Source organism: Pseudovibrio denitrificans JCM 12308 (assembly GCF_001310815.1).
In the GTDB taxonomy this organism is placed as follows: domain Bacteria; phylum Pseudomonadota; class Alphaproteobacteria; order Rhizobiales; family Stappiaceae; genus Pseudovibrio; species Pseudovibrio denitrificans.
Genome location: NZ_BAZK01000005.1, coordinates 83,561 through 103,867 on the forward strand (window position 1 = coordinate 83,561; position 20,307 = coordinate 103,867).

The 20,307-nt window shown below is 54.3% G+C and carries 23 protein-coding genes; 16 read left to right on the plus strand and 7 right to left on the minus strand.

The window, feature by feature from the left end:
- Positions 1 to 55: 55 nt before the first annotated feature.
- The 3 genes from JCM12308_RS32160 to JCM12308_RS07520 all read right to left on the minus strand — a co-directional run bounded on the left by JCM12308_RS32160 (position 56) and on the right by JCM12308_RS07520 (position 2,801).
- Positions 56 to 1,156 (minus strand): FHIPEP family type III secretion protein, encoded by a 1,101-nt coding sequence (locus JCM12308_RS32160; RefSeq protein WP_280138359.1) that lies wholly within the window; start codon positions 1,154 to 1,156, stop codon positions 56 to 58.
- A 20-nt stretch (positions 1,157 to 1,176) separates the two neighbouring features.
- A complete protein-coding gene (locus tag JCM12308_RS32165) occupies positions 1,177 to 2,172 on the minus strand; it encodes an FHIPEP family type III secretion protein (RefSeq protein WP_280138360.1) in 996 nt (331 codons plus the stop codon).
- Positions 2,173 to 2,342: 170 nt separating this feature from the next.
- On the minus strand, positions 2,343 to 2,801 hold the full coding sequence (locus JCM12308_RS07520; RefSeq protein WP_054783339.1) for a type III secretion system chaperone: 459 nt from the start codon (positions 2,799 to 2,801) through the stop codon (positions 2,343 to 2,345).
- Between the two features lie 307 nt (positions 2,802 to 3,108).
- On the opposite strand from JCM12308_RS07520, the gene JCM12308_RS07525 reads away from it, so the two are divergent.
- The 11 genes from JCM12308_RS07525 to JCM12308_RS29325 all read left to right on the plus strand — a co-directional run bounded on the left by JCM12308_RS07525 (position 3,109) and on the right by JCM12308_RS29325 (position 12,342).
- Positions 3,109 to 4,341, plus strand: a complete 1,233-nt coding sequence (locus JCM12308_RS07525) for a branched-chain amino acid ABC transporter substrate-binding protein (protein ID WP_054783340.1) — start codon at positions 3,109 to 3,111, stop codon at positions 4,339 to 4,341.
- Positions 4,342 to 4,410: 69 nt separating this feature from the next.
- Positions 4,411 to 5,343 (plus strand): branched-chain amino acid ABC transporter permease, encoded by a 933-nt coding sequence (locus JCM12308_RS07530; protein ID WP_054783341.1) that lies wholly within the window; start codon positions 4,411 to 4,413, stop codon positions 5,341 to 5,343.
- Positions 5,340 to 6,617, plus strand: coding sequence for a branched-chain amino acid ABC transporter permease (locus JCM12308_RS07535; RefSeq protein WP_054783342.1), 1,278 nt, complete (start codon positions 5,340 to 5,342; stop codon positions 6,615 to 6,617). Before JCM12308_RS07530 ends, JCM12308_RS07535 begins: the two co-directional genes overlap by 4 nt.
- Positions 6,614 to 7,384 carry an ABC transporter ATP-binding protein gene (locus tag JCM12308_RS07540; RefSeq protein ID WP_054783343.1) on the plus strand — a complete coding sequence of 257 codons (771 nt, stop codon included), beginning with the start codon at positions 6,614 to 6,616 and terminating at the stop codon, positions 7,382 to 7,384. Before JCM12308_RS07535 ends, JCM12308_RS07540 begins: the two co-directional genes overlap by 4 nt.
- 20 nt (positions 7,385 to 7,404) lie before the next feature.
- Positions 7,405 to 8,100 carry an ABC transporter ATP-binding protein gene (locus JCM12308_RS07545; protein ID WP_054783454.1) on the plus strand — a complete coding sequence of 232 codons (696 nt, stop codon included), beginning with the start codon at positions 7,405 to 7,407 and terminating at the stop codon, positions 8,098 to 8,100.
- 108 nt (positions 8,101 to 8,208) lie between these two features.
- Entirely contained in the window at positions 8,209 to 8,796 is a 588-nt protein-coding gene (locus JCM12308_RS07550; protein ID WP_208978356.1) for an IclR family transcriptional regulator, read from the plus strand.
- Positions 8,778 to 9,017, plus strand: coding sequence for an IclR family transcriptional regulator (locus JCM12308_RS29315; protein ID WP_208978357.1), 240 nt, complete (start codon positions 8,778 to 8,780; stop codon positions 9,015 to 9,017). The genes JCM12308_RS07550 and JCM12308_RS29315 overlap by 19 nt, the downstream gene beginning before the upstream one ends.
- A gap of 199 nt (positions 9,018 to 9,216) precedes the next feature.
- A complete protein-coding gene (locus JCM12308_RS07555) occupies positions 9,217 to 10,413 on the plus strand; it encodes an acyl-CoA dehydrogenase family protein (RefSeq protein WP_054783344.1) in 1,197 nt (398 codons plus the stop codon).
- A 9-nt stretch (positions 10,414 to 10,422) separates the two neighbouring features.
- On the plus strand, positions 10,423 to 11,559 hold the full coding sequence (locus tag JCM12308_RS07560) for an acyl-CoA dehydrogenase family protein (protein WP_054783345.1): 1,137 nt from the start codon (positions 10,423 to 10,425) through the stop codon (positions 11,557 to 11,559).
- Positions 11,559 to 11,831: an enoyl-CoA hydratase-related protein gene (locus JCM12308_RS32170; protein WP_208978358.1), complete on the plus strand. Its 273-nt coding sequence runs from the start codon at positions 11,559 to 11,561 to the stop codon at positions 11,829 to 11,831. The genes JCM12308_RS07560 and JCM12308_RS32170 overlap by 1 nt, the downstream gene beginning before the upstream one ends.
- Positions 11,832 to 11,844: 13 nt before the next feature.
- Positions 11,845 to 12,342 (plus strand): enoyl-CoA hydratase-related protein, encoded by a 498-nt coding sequence (locus tag JCM12308_RS29325; RefSeq protein WP_208978359.1) that lies wholly within the window; start codon positions 11,845 to 11,847, stop codon positions 12,340 to 12,342.
- Between the two features lie 66 nt (positions 12,343 to 12,408).
- On the opposite strand, the gene JCM12308_RS07570 is transcribed toward JCM12308_RS29325, so the two are convergent.
- The 4 genes from JCM12308_RS07570 to JCM12308_RS07585 form a co-directional block, all read right to left on the minus strand.
- The gene (locus JCM12308_RS07570; protein WP_008547157.1) at positions 12,409 to 13,722 is read right to left on the minus strand and encodes a TRAP transporter large permease; all 1,314 of its coding nucleotides are present in this window, start codon (positions 13,720 to 13,722) and stop codon (positions 12,409 to 12,411) included.
- Positions 13,723 to 13,745: 23 nt separating this feature from the next.
- Positions 13,746 to 14,243: a TRAP transporter small permease gene (locus tag JCM12308_RS07575; RefSeq protein ID WP_054783455.1), complete on the minus strand. Its 498-nt coding sequence runs from the start codon at positions 14,241 to 14,243 to the stop codon at positions 13,746 to 13,748.
- Between the two features lie 44 nt (positions 14,244 to 14,287).
- On the minus strand, positions 14,288 to 15,292 hold the full coding sequence (dctP, locus tag JCM12308_RS07580) for a TRAP transporter substrate-binding protein DctP (RefSeq protein ID WP_054783346.1): 1,005 nt from the start codon (positions 15,290 to 15,292) through the stop codon (positions 14,288 to 14,290).
- A gap of 276 nt (positions 15,293 to 15,568) precedes the next feature.
- Positions 15,569 to 16,210, minus strand: a complete 642-nt coding sequence (locus JCM12308_RS07585; RefSeq protein WP_208978360.1) for a TetR/AcrR family transcriptional regulator — start codon at positions 16,208 to 16,210, stop codon at positions 15,569 to 15,571.
- A 122-nt stretch (positions 16,211 to 16,332) separates the two neighbouring features.
- On the opposite strand from JCM12308_RS07585, the gene JCM12308_RS07590 reads away from it, so the two are divergent.
- From JCM12308_RS07590 to JCM12308_RS29330, 5 genes are read left to right on the plus strand one after another with little or no spacing between them, the layout of a single operon-like run.
- Complete coding sequence (locus JCM12308_RS07590; RefSeq protein WP_054783348.1) at positions 16,333 to 17,649, plus strand: flavin-containing monooxygenase; 1,317 nt, start codon at positions 16,333 to 16,335, stop codon at positions 17,647 to 17,649.
- Positions 17,646 to 18,566 carry a bile acid:sodium symporter family protein gene (locus tag JCM12308_RS07595; RefSeq protein WP_008546980.1) on the plus strand — a complete coding sequence of 307 codons (921 nt, stop codon included), beginning with the start codon at positions 17,646 to 17,648 and terminating at the stop codon, positions 18,564 to 18,566. The genes JCM12308_RS07590 and JCM12308_RS07595 overlap by 4 nt, the downstream gene beginning before the upstream one ends.
- Positions 18,563 to 19,501 (plus strand): SDR family oxidoreductase, encoded by a 939-nt coding sequence (locus tag JCM12308_RS07600; RefSeq protein ID WP_054783349.1) that lies wholly within the window; start codon positions 18,563 to 18,565, stop codon positions 19,499 to 19,501. Before JCM12308_RS07595 ends, JCM12308_RS07600 begins: the two co-directional genes overlap by 4 nt.
- Positions 19,501 to 20,103: an SDR family NAD(P)-dependent oxidoreductase gene (locus tag JCM12308_RS07605; RefSeq protein WP_208978361.1), complete on the plus strand. Its 603-nt coding sequence runs from the start codon at positions 19,501 to 19,503 to the stop codon at positions 20,101 to 20,103. The genes JCM12308_RS07600 and JCM12308_RS07605 overlap by 1 nt, the downstream gene beginning before the upstream one ends.
- On the plus strand, positions 20,072 to 20,269 hold the full coding sequence (locus tag JCM12308_RS29330; protein WP_208978362.1) for a hypothetical protein: 198 nt from the start codon (positions 20,072 to 20,074) through the stop codon (positions 20,267 to 20,269). Before JCM12308_RS07605 ends, JCM12308_RS29330 begins: the two co-directional genes overlap by 32 nt.
- Positions 20,270 to 20,307 lie beyond the last annotated feature (38 nt).

Sequence of the window (20,307 nt, forward strand, 5' to 3'; positions counted from 1 at the left end):
CGGGTTCCACCTTCACTGCCCGGGCAAAGGGCAGGTTTTACGCGGTATTCGGGGATCAGGCTGGTAGGGTGCCAACCTTGCCGCGTAAACTGATTTTCTCTAGTGGCTGGATGTTCGCGTTTGGTGCCAGCTCCTGGAAGGAGAGCACTGCCAGATCCGCGTAATCACGCTCGATCACTTTGCGGAAGAACCGGCGGATATCCATTGGCACCAGGATTACCGGCGCAATGCCGTTGTGCGCCAGATTATCGCCGATGGCGCTGCGCATGACGGTGATGAGCTGGCGGTGGGTGTCCGGTGACAGAGCCAGATAGGACGCGCCGCTGGTCTGTCTGATCGCGCCGCGCACCTCGTCCTCGATGTCCTTGTCGATGAGGTACGCCGGGATGATGTGCTGGCCTGCAGAGTACTTGTGTGTGATGTAGCGGCTCAATGCCATGCGGATGTGTTCCGTCAGCATAAGCGGGTCTTTTTCCTTCTGGCCCCATTCCACGATGGCCTGAAGGATGGTGCGCATGTCACGGATGGAGATGTCTTCACGGACCAATCGTTTGAGAACATCAGCGAGTGAGATGAGCGGGACGGCGCGGTTTACTTCGCGCACCAGCTCGTCAAAATCGCTTTCCATGTGCTTGAGCAGGAACATGCATTCCTGAATGCCGAGGAATTCTGCTGCGTGCTGCTTGAGGACATGAGCCAGATGCAGGCTGAGCATGCCGGTCAGAGTCAGGGTTTGAATGCCTGCGCGGGTTGCCTGCTCAAAGTGCCTGTTGCTCACCCAGAAGGATGGAGTGTTCGGCAAGAAGCTGTCACCTTCCTCGTAAGGGATGTTGAACATGGCAAGGTTTGGCGGTGTTTCGCGGGCAATGAAGTAACCAGAACGGGCTGCGCCACGGGCAACCGGCACCTCATTGACGAGGATGCGATACTCGCCTTCAGGCAGGCTTTCGTTCAGCCGCAGCTTGATGCCAGGGAAGGGGACGCCGAGATCGAAGTAAAGCGCCTTGCGAACCTTTGCGACTTCTCTGTCCAGCTTCTTCGGGTTGAGGGTAGAGCGTACGGAGGACGAGATATCGACGATCAAAGGAACCGTGATGGTAATCGCCAGATCCTGTGCGGCTTCCACCTCGGTTGCCATGTCCTCATCTGGCATCATCTGCGCTTCACCTTCCGGCGCTATAGCGGGGCAAAAGCTGAGAGCTGCTGAGAGTCTTTCTTCGCAGACTGGGTCTTGGTCCGGCGCATTGCAAAGTAAGCGATGGAGCCAAAGATAGCTGCCAGCAGCAGGAAGATAACAGAAGGGAAGCCAGGGATCAGCGCGAAGCCAACCATGATCGCTGCTGCGATCATCAGGGCTTTCGGTTCACCGTTCAACTGTTTGGCGATGTCAGAGCCAAGATCGCTGGAGTCATCGGTGCTTACGCGGGTAACCATGAAGCCAGCGGTGATGGAGATGAACAGAGCCGGGATCTGAGCAACCAGACCGTCACCAATGGTGAGGATGGTGTAGCGATCCAGCGCATCAACAGCGCTCATGCCGTGCTGGGAGGTGCCGATGATGACGCCGCCGATAATGTTAACGGCGGTGATGATCAGGCCCGCGATGGCATCGCCCTTCACGAACTTCATAGCGCCGTCCATGGAGCCATAAAGCTGGCTTTCTTTTTCCAGCTTGGACCGGCGGCGCTTTGCTTCGTCCAGCTCGATCTGGCCGGCCCGCATGTCAGAGTCGATAGACATCTGCTTGCCCGGCATCGCATCAAGGGAGAAGCGGGCGGAAACTTCTGCCACGCGTTCGGAGCCCTTGGTGATTACGAGGAAGTTCACGATGGTGAGGATCAGGAAGATAACAATACCGACGACCAGATTGCCTTGCACCACGAAGTTGCCAAAGGTGTCGATGATTTCACCGGCATCGGCTTTCAGCAGGATCAGACGGGTCGTCGTGATGGACAGCGACAAGCGGAAGAGGGTTGTCAGAAGCAAGATGGACGGGAACGCCGAGAGGGCGACAACATCCTTCAGGTAGAGCGCGGCCATGAGCAGGATTGCTGCAAGGCTGAGGTTGATGGCAATGAGCGTATCCACGAGAACCGTCGGCAACGGGAGGATCATCATAAATACGATTGCGATCAACAGAAATGCCAAGAGAACGTCATTTCTCTGCGACATCGTTTGAAAGATTTTTTGCACGTCCTGCTCCTGATTTCAGCCTGCTCTTGCTTTCAGGCCAACTCACCTTTCGCTTCTAACAATTGGAAAAAGCCACAGGTGTGCCGCAGCAAACACTTGAGTAAAAATTTAAGAGATGATTTCGGGTTTTTCCTGCACGGAAATGCCAATTACGCAGGTAAGATGATCTCGCCGGTGTTTTCAGTCAGCGCGATTTGGGGTGCGGCGCTGGTCTCGATCATGTCGTTGAGCTTTGAGGCTTCGCTGACGAAGTTTTTGAGCGTGGTGTAGAGTTTGTTCTTGTCGAGGTTGTTGGTGTACTCTGTCTTGATCAGCGCAAGGTCACCATCTTTCTCAACAAGACCAACGCGATAGTTGTCTTCGGCTTGTTGCTCGCCGGAGTAGTAGAGGACTTTTTGATAGGTTTCCTGCCGTGCTTCTGGTGTTGGGGCTGCGAGGATCGTGGAGATGTGTAGGATGCCGTTGTCCTCATCACTCTCCAGAATGAGCAGGAAATCTTCCAGAAGAATGGTCCAGGTTTTTGCTTCGGCGTACTCTGATATTTCCAAGGCTTCCAGAAGCGGCCCGACTTCAACCATCAAGTCGTGAATGATTTTGAAGTTGTCCATTCGACAGTCCCTAACTCTACTGATTTATCTGCGTTATTCTGTAGGGGGCGTCTCATGCAGGTGTTGTGCTGTTTGATACAAAACACTGGTGTTTGAAGAAGAAATTTGCAGGCCGCATACAATACTGCTGCGGCGTTACTTGTGATGAAGACTTTCTGCGGCTGAATCACATGTGAAATGGATGTGAAACTGGCTTAAGTCACTATGTAGAATTGAGTTTTACTTATTGCTTGACAATAGAACGTGTTGCAGATCTCATTGCCTTAATAAAATTATAAAGAAAAATCATTTTGGGGGAGGGGTTGTTTTGTCTAAAGGTGTTTTCTGGAAAACTAGTCTAACTGCACTTCTGCTTTCCGGTGGAGTTCTCTCTGCGGAAGCTGAGACAATTAAGATTGGCTATATTGATCCGCTGTCTGGTCCGTTTGGGAGTACGGGTGATGCGGGGTTAAAGCACTTCCGGTATGCGGCAGATGAGATTAATGCTGCAGGTGGCATGGGCGGCATGCAGGTGGAAGTGGTTGCTTTTGATAATAAAATCAATCCGAAAGAGAGCCTTGTTCAGCTGCAGAAGGCGATTGATCAGGGTGTTCGCTTTATCGCGCAGGGGAACGGGTCGAGTGTTGCCAATGCTTTGACGGACGCGATTGCCAAGCACAACAAGCGTAATCCGGGAGAAGAGGTACTTTTCCTAAACTATGCGGCGGTTGATCCCGCGCTCACCAACAAGAAATGCAACTACTGGCACTTCCGGTTTGATGCGCATGTGGACATGAAAATGGCGGGTCTGACGGACTGGTTGCGGGATCAGAAAGACATCAAGTCCGCTTATATTCTGGCGCAGGATTACTCTTACGGGCGGGCATTCACGGCTGCTGCGAAGTCCATGATTGAGGAGAAACGTCCGGATATCAAGATTGTTGGGGCTGAGCTTCATCCTATTGGCAAGGTTAAGGATTTCACGCCTTACGTTCAGAAGATGATGAGTGCGAAGGCTGATGTTGTGTTCACCGGCAACTGGGGGACAGATATGACCTTGCTGGTGAAGGCAGCCAATGCGTCTGGTCACACCGTGCCGTATCTGACGTTCTATGGTGGTGGTCTCGGGGCTCCGACGGCCATGGGGCAAAGCGCGGTTGGATTGGTGAAGCAGATCACCGAGTTCCATGAAAATATTGAAGCCTCTGAGAAGCAGATGGCTCGGGTGGATGATTTTGAGAAAACCAATAGCCTCGATTACTATTATGAGCGTGTTTTCACGCTGATGAACATGCTGGATAAAGCGGTTGACGGTGTGGGTTCGGTGGACGTTCCCAAGATTGCGGCGGCGCTGGAAGGGATGACTTATGAGACCCCTTATGGTGAGGTGACCATGCGAGCGGATGATCACCAGCTGATGCAACCGCTTTATATCTCTACGTTTTCTGAGGGTGTTGCCCGTGATGTTGAGAACACCGGTTACGGGTTCAAGACAGATATTACCATTCCGGCAGCGGCGACTGAAACACCGACCACGTGCAGGATGCGGCGTCCTTCCTAACATTCTCGTCTGATCAATGGCGTGCTCGGGCAATCGGGTCTGAGTACGCCCAGTTTTCTAGGGGATGTTATGGAGACGGTTGTTTTTGCTCTGCTCAACGGGCTGATCTATGGCCTGTTGCTCTTCATGCTGTCCAGCGGATTGACGTTGATTTTCAGTATGATGGGCGTTCTTAATATGGCTCATGCCAGCTTTTATATGCTGGGTGCCTATTTTGCTTTTACCCTTGGCCAGCACACTGGATTCTGGTTTGCGTTATTTTTGGCGCCGATTTGCGTTGGAGCCGCTGGAGCGTGCGTTGAAAAGTGGGGCTTGCGCAAAGTGCACGCCAGCGGGCATGTGGCCGAGCTGCTTTTCACTTTCGGGCTGGCTTATGTGATTGAGGAGCTGGTGAAGATCATCTGGGGTAAGTTTGCTGTTGCCTACGAGATTCCACCTGAGTTGAATTTTTCTCTCTTTGAACTTTTCGGGTCGCAGTATCCGGCTTACCGGATTTTCATGCTGGCTGTGTCCATCGGGATGCTGGCGGGACTGTGGTACCTGCTGAAGCGTACTCGGATCGGGCTTATCATTCAGGCTTCGCTGACCCATCCGCATATGGTGTCTCATCTGGGACATAACGTGCCGAGGATTTTCATGCTGGTGTTTGCAGCGGGATGTGCGCTGGCGGGGCTCGCTGGCGTAATCGGCGGCAACTATCTGGTGACTGAGCCCTCCATGGCGTTTTCCATTGGGCCGATTGTGTTTGTGGTGGTCGTGGTTGGCGGTATGGGCAGTTTGGAAGGGGCGTTTATCGCCAGCTTGCTGATTGGCTTCTTGCAGACCTTCGCCATTTCCATTGATGCCAGCTTTGCCGAGATCTTCTCGTTTGCAGGTTTGAGTGCGGATGGAGATGTCGGGCGCATTACGATTGCGTCTCTGGCGCCCATGTTGCCGTTTATTCTTCTGGTTTTGATGTTGATGCTGCGTCCGCGCGGCCTGATGGGGGAGCGTGAGTTTTGACCGACTACAGTCTTGACCGGTTGCCTGATCTGGCGCCGAGTGCGCGCTACAAGTTTGCAACACGGGTACTGCCACTTCTGCTGCTTGCATTGATCCTTTTGAGCATTCCGCTGTTTGAGCCTTCCAGAACATGGCTGTCGCTGTTCAATGCCATCGGCATCAACATGGTTTTTGCGCTCTCCTACAACATGTTGCTGGGGCAGGCGGGTATGCTTTCATTTGGCCATGCGGTTTACTTTGGCCTTGGTGGCTATGCGGCGATGCATGCGATGAACGCCATTGAGAACGCCAGCTATGATGGTGGTGTATGGACGTCGTTTCCCATGTTTGCCTTGCCATTGGTGGGCTTTGCTGGCGGAGCACTGGCGGGAGCCGTGATCGGCTGGCCATCTTGCCGGAGGGCTGGGGTGCCGTTTGCCATGATCTCGCTTGGTATTGCCGAGTTGGTGGCTGCTGCCGGGTTTATGTTCATCAGCGTGTTTGGTGGAGAAGAGGGGATCACCGGTGACCGGATGAATGGCATTGAGCTGTTTGGCTTGTCGCTTGGTCCTCTGGGCGAGGTTTACTGGTTCATCGCCTTCTGGACGTTTCTTGGTACAGCATTGATGTATGCCTTCACGCGAACTCCGCTTGGCAAGTTGGCGCAAGCGGTGCGGGATAATCCGGAGCGGGTTCAGTTTGTGGGCTATAACCCTAACCGGGTTCGCTATCTGGTGTTCATTGCTGCCGGTGGGTTTGCTGGTTTGGCGGGCGGTATGTCTGCGGTGAACTATGAGATCTTTACACCGGAGAGCCTGAGTGTGGTGCCGTCCGGTTTGGTGTTGCTGATGGCGTACATCGGCGGTGCCCGCTACTTTGCCGGGCCGATCCTTGGTGCTGTAGTGCTCACTTATATGCAGTCCAACCTCTCTGATTACTCTGAAGCCTGGCTGCTTTATCTGGGCCTGTTGTTTATCGGGATGATCCTGTTTGCGCCGGGCGGTCTTGCTGGTTTGTTGCTGAGTGGGGCCAATGCTTTCAAGAGTTCCTTTGGAGTGAAGGAGTTCCTCCGGCTTGGGGCTTATCTGATTTCTGCGCTGCTTGCATTAGCAGGTGTTGTTGTGCTGGTGGAACTGGCTGTTCGTCATTCCAATGGTTTTGGCGAAGCGTTTGAGCCGTTTGGCTGGCATCTGGCGCCAGATCAGGTGATGCCATGGGTGATTGGCCTTGTGTTGGCGTGTGTCGGCATGGGCTTGCTCAGAGTGCTTTCCAGACAGGGAGGGACTGGCTCATGACAGCTCCTGCTTTACAGCTGACGGATGTGCGTAAAAGCTTTGGTCCTGCAAAGATCATTGAAGGGGTCTCTCTAGAAATCGTACGAGGAGAGCGCCACGCGATCATTGGACCGAACGGGGCTGGCAAGTCTACACTATTCAACCTGATCTCCGGTTCGTTTCCGCCAAGTTCCGGCACAATCAGTCTGGGTGGGCGGCAGATCTCCGGCCTGAAACCCTATGAGATCAATCGGCTTGGGCTATCGCGGAGTTTTCAGGTCTCCAACATCTTTGCCAACATGTCCGTGCGAGAGAATGTGCGCTGCGGGGTGCTGTGGTCACTTGGCTATGGGCACAGCTTCTGGCGCAACATCGGCAACTTGAGAGAAGTGCAACGCAAGACAGCAGAAGTGCTGGAGAAGGTAGGACTGACAGAGAAGGCTGATGTGCCTGCCGTGCTTTTGACCTACGCGGATCAGCGTACTTTGGAGATTGCCATCACCATTGCTGGTGGGGCTGATGTGATCTTGCTGGATGAACCGACAGCGGGCATGAGCCATTCTGAAACCGACCGGGCAATCGAGCTGATTGAGATGGCAACGGAAGGCAAAACCCTGCTGATTGTGGAACATGATATGGGGGTTGTCTTTGGGCTGTCCGATCGGATTTCCGTGCTTGTTTATGGTGAGATCATCGCAACTGGAACACCAGAGGAGATCCGCGGCAATGAAAGGGTTCGGGAAGCGTATCTGGGAGATGAGGCAGATTTCGCGGAGGTGACGGCATGAGCACTCCTGTTTCAAATGAAATGCTGAAAGTCCGCGATCTGAACGCGTTTTATGGCAAAAGCCATGTGCTGCGCGGAGTGAGCATGGATGTACCCAAAGGTAGCGTAACGGCATTACTGGGGCGCAATGGCGTCGGGCGTTCCACCACCGCCAAAGCGATTATGGGGGAGGTGGCGCCAAAGGGAGACATCTGGTTCAAGGGCGAGAACATCTCCGGCCAGCCAAGTCATAGCATTGCGCGTAAAGGCCTTGGGTATGTGCCCGAAAACCGCGACATCTTTCCTATGATGAGTGTGCGAGACAATCTGCTGCTGGGCATCAAGGATATGCGCAAGCCAGGCAAGTGGAGCATTGAGCAGATGCTCGACATGTTCCCCAACCTCAAATCACGGGCAGATACGGCAGCTGGGGTGCTCTCTGGTGGTGAGAAGCAGATGCTGACCATATGTCGGACGCTGATGGGTGATCCGGACCTGATCATCATTGATGAACCGACAGAAGGTCTTGCACCCAAGATCGTAACGCAAGTGGGGGAGCTTATCGCCGAGATTGCGCGAGCGGGTGTTTCCATCCTGCTGGTGGAGCAAAAACTTTCCATTGCGCTGAAGATTGCACAGCAGGTCTATGTGATGGGGCATGGAGAGATTGTTTATCACGGCACACCTGATGAGTTCCGGGCGCGAGATGATATCCGGCGGGAATGGCTGGAGGTGTGATCCTCCTTTTTCTTGGAGAAGTGCGGCTGCACGCTAAGCGGGTGTTCTTTGAGGACTGTGATCTATGCTAGGCAAATGGGTGTGACTGATTGAGACGGGGTTTGAGCGTTGACGGGACATGAAGAAAAAGACCGGCGGTTTGCAACAACGCTGGCACGTGGACTGCAGGTTTTACGGGCCTTCCGGGCTTCTGATGACGGCCTTGGCAATCAGGAGATCTCTCAGCGCACCGGAATCCCTAAGTCTACAGTCTCCCGATTGACCTTCACCCTGCAGCAGCTTGGCTACCTTAGTCATGCACGGCGGCATGACCGGTACCGGTTTGGTCCTGCCGCTCTTGCGCTGGGCAACATTGCAAGCGCCTCTGTGTCCTTCATTGAAGCGGCCAACCCGATGATGCAGCAACTGGCGGATGAAACGGGTACGCTTGCGCTGCTTGCGGTGCTTGATGAAAACAAGATGCTGCTGACCAAGACATGGCGACCAAAGGGTGTACCTGCCATCTGGCTGGAAGTAGGGCACCGTATTCCGATCACCGGCTCATCTTCAGGCCATGCTTATCTGCCAGTGTGTCCGATCAGGAGTTCAAGCAGGTGTGTGAGCGTGTGCATGGGCGTGATGAGGGCATCTCTGTTGAGGACTTGGAGGCTGTTCGAGCAGCGGGGTACTCTCAGCTGTTGGCGCAAGGCTTTGTGATTGTTGATGAAGACAAGCGTTATGCTGAGAACATCAATGCAGTTTCAACGGGGTTCCGGTCCTATGACTTTGGCGAGCCGGTTGCTATCAGCTGTGGCGCGACGCCGGATATGCTGAGCTATGAGCGCATGCAGGACGAGGTAGGGCCGAAGCTGCGTGACAGAGTGAAAGAGCTGGAGCGCGCTCTTGGCTTGCCCTCCGTTCTGGTGAACCGCGGTTGAGTTTTCTTCCCGTTTCTTCTGGCTGTGATTGGCGTGCTGACTGCTATGGGTAACTTTTAAATTCTACATAATGGAATTGTAAATTACATATTGAAATAATCTGGATGCGCGATACTCTGACCTCATGATGGGGTGAGGTGGTGTGTTCTGTACCAGCCTTTCCCGACAGTTATGTCCAGTGAAGCGGGGAGGGCGGCATATGGACTTGAACTATTCAGCTGATGAGCTGGCGTTTCGCGATGAGGTTCGCGCTTTTTTGAAAGAGAACCTCTCGCCGACACTTTCGGAAAAAGTCCGGTTGGGTAAGCGTCTTTCCAAGACAGATCATGAAGAATGGCATGCGACGTTGAACACGCGCGGCTGGCTGGCGATCAACTGGCCTGTTGAGCATGGCGGCACGGGCTGGAATGCAGTCTATCGGCATATCTTTGAGGAGGAGCTTTGTCTTGCTGATGCGCCGCGGACCGTCCCCTTCGGGCTCTCCATGCTGGCGCCCGTGCTGATGAAGTTTGGCAGTAAGGCTCAGCAGGATCATTTTCTTCCCCGCATTCTGGATGGAACGGATTGGTGGTGTCAGGGTTACTCGGAACCGCGGGCGGGTTCTGATCTGGCCTCTTTGAAGACCCGTGCTGTTCGCGATGGTGACCACTATGTCGTCAACGGTCAGAAAACCTGGACTACACTGGGACAGCATGCGGATTGGATCTTCTGTCTTGTGCGCACGGATGCCGAGGTTAAAGCGCAGGAAGGCATCTCATTTCTGCTGATTGATATGAAGACGCCAGGCGTCACTGTTCGGCCCATCACGCTGATAGATGGCGGGCAGGAAGTGAATGAAGTGTTCTTTGAGGACGTGCGGGTGCCGGTGGCCAACCTTGTTGGAGAGGAGAACAAAGGCTGGACTTACGCCAAGTACCTCCTGACCCATGAGCGTACCAATATTGCTGGTGTTGGCTTTTCAACTGCAGGATTGGCTCATCTGAAGGAGATTTGCACCAAGCAGATGTCAGGTGGAAAGCCTTTGCTGGAGAACCCGTATTTTGCAGGTCGGATTGCGCAGATAGAGATTGATCTGATGGCGATGGCGACCACCAACCTGCGCATGATTGCCAAAGCGGCAGCTGGGCAGGCCCCAGGGGCGGAGAGTTCCATGCTGAAGATCAAGGGCACGGAGATCCGGCAGGCAATTAATGATCTGACACGGCGGGCGGTTGGGCGCTACGCCATGCCGTTTGTCTCTGAAGGGTTGGATAGCGGAGCGAATGCGCAAGGTGTGGGGCCGGATTATGCTTCCTCTGTGAGCCCGGGCTACTTCAATAACCGCAAGCTTTCCATCTTCGGTGGATCCAACGAGATCCAGCGCAACATCATCAGCAAAGCCATTCTCGGTCTCTAGGAGCGTTCCATGGATTTCAATCATAGCGAAGAACGACGGATGCTTCAGGAGACGTTGCATCGCTATCTCTCTGATAACTATGGCAGTGAGCAGCGCTCTGCCGCTGTTTCTCATGGGCAAGGCTACTCGGAGAAGGTCTGGAGTGATTTTGCTGAGCTTGGGGTGATCGGTGCGCTGTTTGCGGAAGCAGACGGTGGCTTTGGCGGCGGTGGTTTTGATATTGCCGTTGTGTTTGAGGAGCTGGGTCGCATTGCCTGTGTGGAGCCGTTGATGGCCTCTGGCGTTATGGCCGGTCACTTGCTCAGCGTGCTTGGTTCTGATGCGCAGAAGGTGATGGTTGGGGAGGTGATTGCTGGTGATCTGAAGGTCGTGCCAGCTCTGGAAGAACCTCAGTCGCGCTATGATCTGGACGCGGTGGAAACGAAGGCTGAGCAGATCGATTACGGTTATCGATTGAATGGCACCAAGAGCGTGGTAATTGGTGGGCCGAGTGCGGATAAGCTGATTTTGAGTGCACGCGGTGATGAAGGTTTGCTGTTGTTTGTGGTGGATGCTGATGCTGCGGGTGTGGAGCGGTACTCCTATCCCAATCTGGATGGGTATCATGCCAGCGACATTGCGCTGGTGAATGTGGAGGTTCCGACTTCTGCGCGTCTGGGGGCTTCGCAAGCTGTTCTTCCTGCTCTGGAAGCCGCGCGTGCTGCTGGTGTTGTTGCAGTGTGTGCTGAGGCGGTTGGTGCTATGGACGCGGCGAAGGATCTGACGGTTGAGTACTTGCGGGTGCGAACGCAGTTTGGCCGTGCGCTGGGCAAGTTTCAGGCGCTCCAGCACCGGATGTCGACTGTCCTCATCGAGATTGAGCAGGCCCGCTCCGCACTGATCAATGTGGCCGGGCACCTGTCTGCCGAGCCATCCTTACGGGACAAGCATGTGAGTGCAGCGAAGAACCTGATTGGCCGGGTCGCTCAGTTGGTTTGCGAAGAAACCATTCAGCTGCATGGCGGGATCGGGATGACTGAGGAGTACGCTCTGGGTCACTATGCGAAACGCCTGATGATGATCGACCATCAGCTGGGTGATGTGGATTACCATCTGGAACGCTTTGTTGGTGTTATGCAGGCGGAAGCTGCGCAGGAGATCTCATGATGAAACGGGCTTCTCTTGTCAGCGTTGAGCGGAAAGCCGATCGCCTCATCGTCATGAACTGCAACTCTTCCCGTCGCAATGCGCTTTCACCGGAGTATTACGAGGGGCTTTCGCAGGCGCTGGATCTGGCCAATGAGGAGGCTGAGATCCGCTCCGTTATCCTGATGGGGGAAGGTGGTTACTTCTGCGCGGGTGGAGATCTGAACACGCTGGTCAAGCGCCGCGAGATGACAATTGCTGAGCGAAAAAATAATATCGAAAAGCTCCAATAATCTGGTACGAAAAGTGAAGAGTTGTGCGAAGCCGGTGATTGCGGCGGTCGATGGTGGTGCAGCAGGGGCTGGTGTGTCTCTGGCTTTGGCTTGTGACTTCGTGGTGGCGGATCGGCAGGCGGAGTTTACGCTGGCCTATGTGAAGGTGGGACTGGTGCCGGATGGCGGGGCGACGGCTTCGCTTTCACGCCTGATCCCCCGGCAATTGCTCACTGAAATGTGTCTGTTGGGGCAGCCTGTTTCAGCCGAACGGCTTCATCAACTGGGTGTCGTGAATGTTCTCAGTGATAAACCTGCACTGGTTGAGGCGAATTTGCTGGCAGATCGCATTGCACAAGGTCCGGCTGGGGCTCAGGCTTCGATCAAGCGGTTGGTTGCAGCATCTGACAGCAACAGTTTTGAAGCTCAGATGGATCTGGAGCGGGACACCATGGCGGAGGCGCTGGGTGGTGATGAAGCTCAGGAGGGGATCAATGCCTTTCTGGAGCGGCGCGTGCCAGAGTTTGATTAGGTGAGACTTAAAGAAAAGAAAAAGCCCTGAAGCAGGTGATCCGCTTCAAGGCCAGTTGAGCCCGTCTTATCGCGTGATTTGAGGTAACCACGTTGCCAGCTCAGGGAAAATGGCAAGCACGACAATCAGGGCGAGTGTACAGAGTATGTAAGGCAAAGCGGCCCACGCCACGTTACCGATGGTTGTTCCTTTCGGGCTGACGCCAACCATCACAAACAACAGCAGACCGAATGGTGGTGTTGCGAGGCTCAACTCCAGTGCCAGCAACATGACCACGCCGAACCAGACCTGATCAAACCCGTAGAGGCTGACCAGTGGCATGAAGACCGGCAGGGTCAGCATCATGATGGAAAGCTGATCCATGAACATGCCAAGGAACACCAGTGTCAGGAACAGGATGGCCAGCATAGTGTAGGCGTTGAGATCAAAGCCGGATGACCACATGATCAGGCCCGAAGAAGCTCCTGAAAAGGCCAGAATCTGCGAGAAGGTGGTGGAACCGATGATGATGGTCAGCATGAGCGTTGACACGATCAGTGCACCGCGCAGAGATTTGGTGATCGCTTCAATCGTCAGTTTTTTGTAGAGCGCTGCGAGGAATGCTACGGCCAGTACACCGAAAGCGGCAGATTCTGAAGGTGTTGCCCAGCCCAGCAGGATCAGGCCGACCACTGCGAAGATGACCAATCCCATGGGTAGAACGTCGAAGGTGACGGCTTTGATCATTTCCGGCACAGAGGCTTTTACATCCGGGTGACCGGGCGCTGAAGCCGGGTCCAGTGAGATCTGGGTGCGGATGACAAGGATGAACATCAGGGCCAGCAAAAGGCCGGGGATCATGCCTGCAATCAGCAGTGCGCCAACATCTATGCGTCCGATAGAACCCAGCAGAACGGCAAGGGATGAGGGCGGGATGATCATGGCGAGGCCGCCGGTGGCAACGATTGGGCCCATGATCATATGCGGTTTGTATCCGCGCTTGACCATATCCGGCATCAAGGTTGACCCAAGCATGGCGGTGTTGGCCATGGAGGAGCCGGACAGCGTTGCGAAGACTGTTCCCCCAACCACAGTCATGTAAGAGAGGCGTCCTTTGATACCGCCGAAACATTTGTCGAGCGCATCAAACACACGCATGGCAAGACCGGTGTGAAACAGCAGCTCTCCCATCACCAGAAACAAAGGTACAGGTACCAGCGAGAAGTTGGTGATGGAGGTGGTGGAGTTGGCGATGAGCTGATCAATGCCGCTCAGACCACCCATAAAGTAGAGTGTACCCAACAAGTTGATGGTCAGAAAGGCAACAGCAACCGGCATGCCGATGGCCATCAAAGCCAGAATGGTGGTGAACATTGCGACCAGAGAAAGGTGCCAGTCCATAGGTGTGGTCCTTTTCTTTGGTGTTAGTGCTGTGCGCTTTCGCCGGAGTAGATATCTCCGCGAAGTAGCAGCCTGAAGAACTCAAGTGCCATTAATCCGAAGCCCGCTGCGAGGAAGGCGTAAAGAATCCACGAAGGAATGGCGATTGATCTGATGTCATAAGTGCCGCGTTCCCACATCTGCGCTGTCAGCAAGGTCGCCCGCCAGCTGAGTACGGCAAGAATGCTTGCGGATGCCAGCAATACGGCTCGGCCCAGTGCTGTTTTCATGACTGGTGGCAGGAAACTGGTGAATGAGGTGATGGCGATGTGCCCGCCCTGACGGACCAGCCAAGGCGCACCGGCCATGGTGGCGAACAGCAAGGAGTATTCGATCAGGGCGGTGGTCGCCTGTATGGGTTGTTGCCCTGTGTTGCGCAGGATCACGTTGATTACGATGGCGAAGGTCATGAACACGAAGGAAAGGGCGCCAATCACCGCAAGGCCGGTGATGAGACCGGAGTAGATTTTGGGAAGAGACATGGGTTCTCTCTGCAAGGAGAAAGGGGCTGGTGCCCCTTCCATGTTTAACGCTGGTAATAGGCTTTCTTCAGCTCATCATAGAGCGGAGAGTTGCTGGCCTTCATGCGGTTCCAGACAGCGTCATAGGCTTTGTCCAGATAGTCGTCAGCAGCTTTGCCTTCCAGGCGAACAATAGTCATGCCATCTTCCTGCACCTTGGTGTCTGTGGCAGCGATGATGGTTTGGAACTGGTCGTAAGACTTTTGCTCATATTCAATGGCTGCATCCTGCAGGACTTTCTGAGCTTCCGGGCTCAGGCTCTCCCACTTGGCCGGGCTCATGACGATGGAGAGATCCGTTTGCAGGAAACCAGGATCGACGCGGTATTTCAGGAACTTATCCCATGAAAGGTCCTGAATGGCGACGATTGGCCAGCCCGCACCATCAAACACGTTGCGTTCCAGACCGGTGTAGATGTCCGGCACTGGTGCTGAGACGGGAATGGCGTCCAGTGCTTCGAAGAAGCTCTTGTAAACGGGTGAGGTGCGCAGGCGTTTACCTGTCAGGTCCGCACTGCCATCCGCGCGTTTTTGCGGCTCACTGATGGTGTAGATGTGAAACTTGATACCAGAGTCGATGTGGGCCATCAGCTTGACGCCGAGGCGGTCTTTGAAGGCTTTTTCCATCAGCGCAAAGCCGCCGTTTTTGCGTCCTTCAGCAGCAGTGATGGTAGAGCCGAGCCACGCATCAGCTTCTGGCATGGAGCCAAGGTGGTATCCTGCAGGGCCGTAGTGAATGTCTACGATACCGCGTTCAACTGCTGCCACCTGTTGATTGGAAGGGAAGACTTCCGGGCCGCCGATATGCTGGATTTGTACGACGCCTTTGCCGCGTTCGTTGACCAGATCCACATAGCCCAGAAAGGACTGGGTGAACGCGAGTGGTTTTGGAAATGCTGAAACTGCTTTGAGAATTTCTTCTGCCTGCGCGGAGCCGGCAAACAACATGGATGGAAGTGCTGCACCCATCATAACAGATGCAAATGCACGTTTTAAAGAATTGAATTTCATAGATCCCTCCCAGATTGCGCCGGTGTTCCGTAGGTTTGGCGCAATTGTCTGCGGGCTCTCGTCAATGCTGGATCCAAATGCTCTGGTGAGCTCAGTCTAACGCTGATTTTTCCTGATGAATCTGAGTTGGTTTGTCAGTTTGCAAAATCGCTCTTAACACGTCTTTTTATATGAAATGCGCTCTGTAACCTATTGCTTAAGCCCTAAGAATAGATGGAGGGTACATACAAATACATATATATTCAAGCTTAAAATAATTAAACTATAGCGTTTTATCTATGCATTTGCAGATATATTGGGTGCCTGTTGTGACAGTGCGCTATGGATGCCGGCCGTGGCGAAGTCCACCAGCAAGGTCTTCAGCTCAGCAATACCTGAAGTGTGATCTTTGCCGGCCATCGCATCCACACGCCAGGCGGAGGTGCACAGGGCGATTTGGGAGGAGATGGAAAAGACAAAGGTGGCGGAGACTTTGCGAAGGTCTGTTTCTGGGTAGAGCTTTGCGATCTCAGTGAGAAACACTTTTGCAGTGGGATCAAAGCAAGCTCTGGAGATCGTACTCCATCGTTCTTCCGCTGAGACCATGGCCACCAGTCGGGCATAGGCGAGCCAGCCGGGACCGCTGTTTTCGGCCTTGTCCAGATAAGGGTAAAAAAAGGCCTCCAGAACCCCCCTGAGGGTGATCGTCTCTCCGGATGCTTTCAGCAAGTCCAGTGCATCCAGACGAAGGCGGGCCAACTCCTCAGCGCGGCGCTCGACTGTTTTAAAGAATAGATCTTCTTTGGAGCCGAAATGGTGGTTTACGAGGCCCAGTTTCACGTCTGCTCTTTGAGCGATATCTCTGATGGATGCCGCGTCATAACTGCGAAAAGCAAACAGGTGTTCAGCCGCGTCGAGAATCTTCTGACGTGTCTCCAAAGAGCTTTTTGAGGGTGCTCTTTGTCTTTGTTTTTCCTGCGAAATCTTCTTAATCATAAAAAGAGCTTGCCTTATTTTGTACGACTGTTCAATCTAATTGTAGTTCTGAGGGGGGACGAACAGTGAATATTTCAAAGGAGAGCTATGCCTTAATTGGGGCAGGGCCGATGGGGCTCGCCACGGCGAAGACACTTATTGAGCAGGGAATAGATTTTCAGGGGTTTGAGCTGCACAGCGATGTGGGTGGGCTTTGGGATATTGATGGTCCCAAATCGACCATGTATGAGTCTGCGCATCTGATTTCCTCAAAGAAAATGACCGAGTTTACGGACTTTCCGATGGGCGATCATATCGCCGAGTATCCCGGTCATCGTGAGCTGAAAACATACTTTCAGGATTTTGCCGAGCAGTTTGATTTGAAGCGACGCTATCACTTTGGGGCGGAAGTGACCCGTGTTGCCCCGCTGGGTGGTGACGGTGCGGGGTGGGCCGTCAGCTGGAAAGATCAAGACGGAGATCATTCAGCTGAGTTTGCCGGGGTGCTGATTGCGAATGGGACGTTGTCAGAACCAAACATGCCAGTGTTTGAGGGCGAGTTTGCGGGAGAGCTGATCCATTCCTGCAAATACAAGAGTGCACAGCAATTTGCGGGCAAGCGGGTGCTGATTGTCGGGGCGGGCAACTCAGGCTGCGACATTGCCGTTGATGCGATCCATCATGGCATTCACTGCGATATCTCCATGCGGCGTGGCTATTACTTTGTTCCCAAGTATGTTTTCGGTAAACCAGCGGACACCATGGGAGGTGCGGTGAAGCTGCCGTTGTGGCTGAAGCGACGTGTGGATCAGAAAATACTGAAATGGTTTGTTGGTGATCCGCAGGCCTATGGCTTCCCAAAGCCGGACTATGCGCTTTATGAGAGCCATCCGGTGGTGAACTCGCTCATTCTCTATCATGCCGGTCACGGCGATATTGGCATTCGCGCTGATATCAAGGAGCTGGATGGAAACACGGTACGGTTCCGTGATGGTGAAGAAGCGGAATATGACCTGATTGTTGCGGCCACTGGTTATAAGCTGCATTACCCCTTCATCGATAAAGAACTTTTGAACTGGCAGGGTGATGCGCCGCATCTGTTCCTGAACTGCATGCATCCGGAACGGAATGATCTGTTTGTGATGGGCATGATTGAAGCGACTGGTCTGGGCTGGCAGGGGCGGCATGATCAGGCGGAGCTGGTTGCGCGGTATCTGCGCGGGCTTAAGGATGGCAGCGCTGCGGCAGAAGCGATCAAAGCAGAGAAGGCAAAAGAGTTTGCGCGTGAAACCGGGGGAATGAACTACCTGAAACTGGCGCGCATGGCCTACTACGTGGACAAACAGAGCTATCGCTCCGCGCTCAACAAACGAACGCAGGCGCTGAAGAGGGAGATGGCATGAGTGACATTGACCTTGTTGTTCTCAACTTCAACTCCGGCTCACTGACGCTGCTCAATGGCATTCTGGCGATTGTGATGTTCTCCATCGCGATTGATCTTTGCCCTGCAGACTTCAAACGTTTGACGCTGGCACCCAAACCTGTGGTGATTGGCCTGTGCTCGCAGTTTCTGGTGTTGCCGAGCCTGACGTTTTTGCTGGTGCTGCTTGTGCAGCCAAGGCCTTCCATCGCGCTGGGGCTAATTCTGGTGGCGGCGTGTCCGGGTGGAAATATCTCCAACTTCATCACGCATCGGGCGGGCGGTAATGCGGCGCTCTCTGTTTCCATGACGGCCTTTGCAACGGTGGGAGCGATTGTGGCAACGCCGTTTAACATCGCGTTCTGGGGCAGCCTTTATGGGCCGACGCGGGCGATCCTGCAGGAGACACATATCGACAAGCTCTCAGTTGCGATTACGGTTTGCTTCATGCTGGTGCTACCACTGTTTCTTGGCATTCTGCTCAACCGGGTGAAGCCACGCCTTGCTGCGAAAATTCGGCAACCTCTGCGGTTGGCGTCCATGGGGATCTTCATCGGTTTCATCTTCATCGCGCTGGTGGCCAACTGGAACTTCTTTCTGGCTTATGTAGGCGCTGTAGCTGCTTTGGTGATCTTCCATAACGGACTGGCACTGGCTGCTGGCTATACGCTGGCGACGGTTGCGGGCGTGTCGGCTTATGACCGGCGGGCGATCACCATTGAGACGGGCATTCAGAACTCCGGTCTCGGGCTGGTGTTGATCTTCAGCTTCTTTGGCGGGCTGGGCGGTATGTCTGTTGTGGCCGCAGCCTGGGGGATCTGGCATGCGATCAGCGGTCTGGCGCTGGCCAGCTTCATGGCACGTAAGGCGGTGAAGGTTCCAGCGGAGGCAACGCTATGACCAAACTGCTGATAACAGGCGCTGCAGGTGGTGTTGGGCAAGCATTCCTGAAGGAGCTGGCGCAGACGGATCTGGAGATTGTTGCGACCGATATCCGCGAGCCTGCTGATCTGCCTGAGATTGCCCGATATCGGATATTGGACGTAACCACGGATAGGGTTGGCGCGGTGATTGAGGAGGAGCGACCGGATGTGATTGTGCATCTGGCCTCCATTGTGACGCCATCGGCCACCTCTACGCGGGAGATTGAGTATCTGGTTGATGTGGAAGGCACGCAGGCCGTGATTGATGGGGCGATCCGGTCTGGCGTGAAGCGGCTGGTGGTGACCTCATCCGGCGCTGCTTATGGGTACCATGCGGATAACCCGGTTCCATTGCGTGAAGAGGATGGCCTTCGCGGAAACAAGGAGTTTGCGTATTCCTATCACAAGCGTCTGGTAGAAAAGGCACTTTCCAAAGCACGAGATGAGGCGCCTGAGCTGGAGCAGGTGGTGCTGAGGGTTGGGACAGTGCTTGGGAGTGGTATGGACAACCAGATCACCTCACTCTTCCATAAACCTCGGCTGCTTGGCATTGCCGGATCAGACAGTGCGTTTGTGTTTATCTGGACGCAGGATCTTGCCCGCATCTTGCTGCGTGCTGCGACTGAGGCACCTGCTGGGATCTACAATGTTGCCGGGGATGGGGCGTTGTCTTTACAGCAGCTTGGGGAGGTGCTGAGAAAGCCGGTTCTGAAATTGCCCTCGTGGTTGCTCAAATTCGTTCTGGGCGTTGCAAAGCCGCTGCGATTGTCGCGCTATGGGCCGGAGCAGGTTCGGTTTCTGCAATATCGTCCTGTGCTGGCCAATGATCGGTTGAAGTCTGAGTTCGGTTATACGCCGGAGAAGACGAGTGCAGAGGTGTTTGAACATTGGCGCGTATCTGTGGGGCTTTGATGAAGACAGCGGTTATAACGGGTGGTGCCGGTGGACTGGGGCAGGCGCTTGCGGCCCGGTTGCAGCGGGAGAACTGGCATACAGTCCTACTGGATTTGCCGGGGCCGGGGCTGGATGCTCTTGGCAGTCATGAAAAGCAGAGCATCTATGCGTGTGATCTGACTGATGGTGGCGCAGTTGAGCAGGTGGCCGAGCAGGTTCTTGCGGAGCGTCCAAGCATCGATCTGGTGGTTTACAATGCAGGCATTACCCATATCGGACTGTTTGCGGATATGGACCTGAGTGCACATCGCAAGGTGTTGGATGTGAACTACTTTGGGGCGGTGCATACGGCGCGGGCTTTTCTAAAAGCGGTGCGGGCTTCCAAAGGGTGTCATCTGGCGATCTCGTCTGTTGCAGGGTTCTCACCACTTATCAAGCGGACAGCTTATGCGGCCAGTAAGCATGCGTTGGAAGGGTTCTTCAGCTCGTTGCGATCAGAGGAGAAATCTTACGGCGTACACACGCTGATTGCTGCGCCGTCGTTCGTGGCCACCAATGTGGGCCGGGCTGAGAAGCAGGAGAACGCTGGTGCGTCCGGGGTCTTCAACGGATGGTGTTGATTACATGAGCGCGGAGCGGGCGGCGGAGATCATCTACAAAGCTTATGAACGCAAGACCCGTATGAAACCGGTTGGTCGTGTCGCCAGTCTGGCGTGGTGGTTGAACCGGGTGTCTCCACGCGCTTATCAAAAGCTGATGGAACGGAACATCAAGGAGCCGAGCTAAGCTCTGCGATTTGAGGCTGGTCCCCGGCTATACTTTAG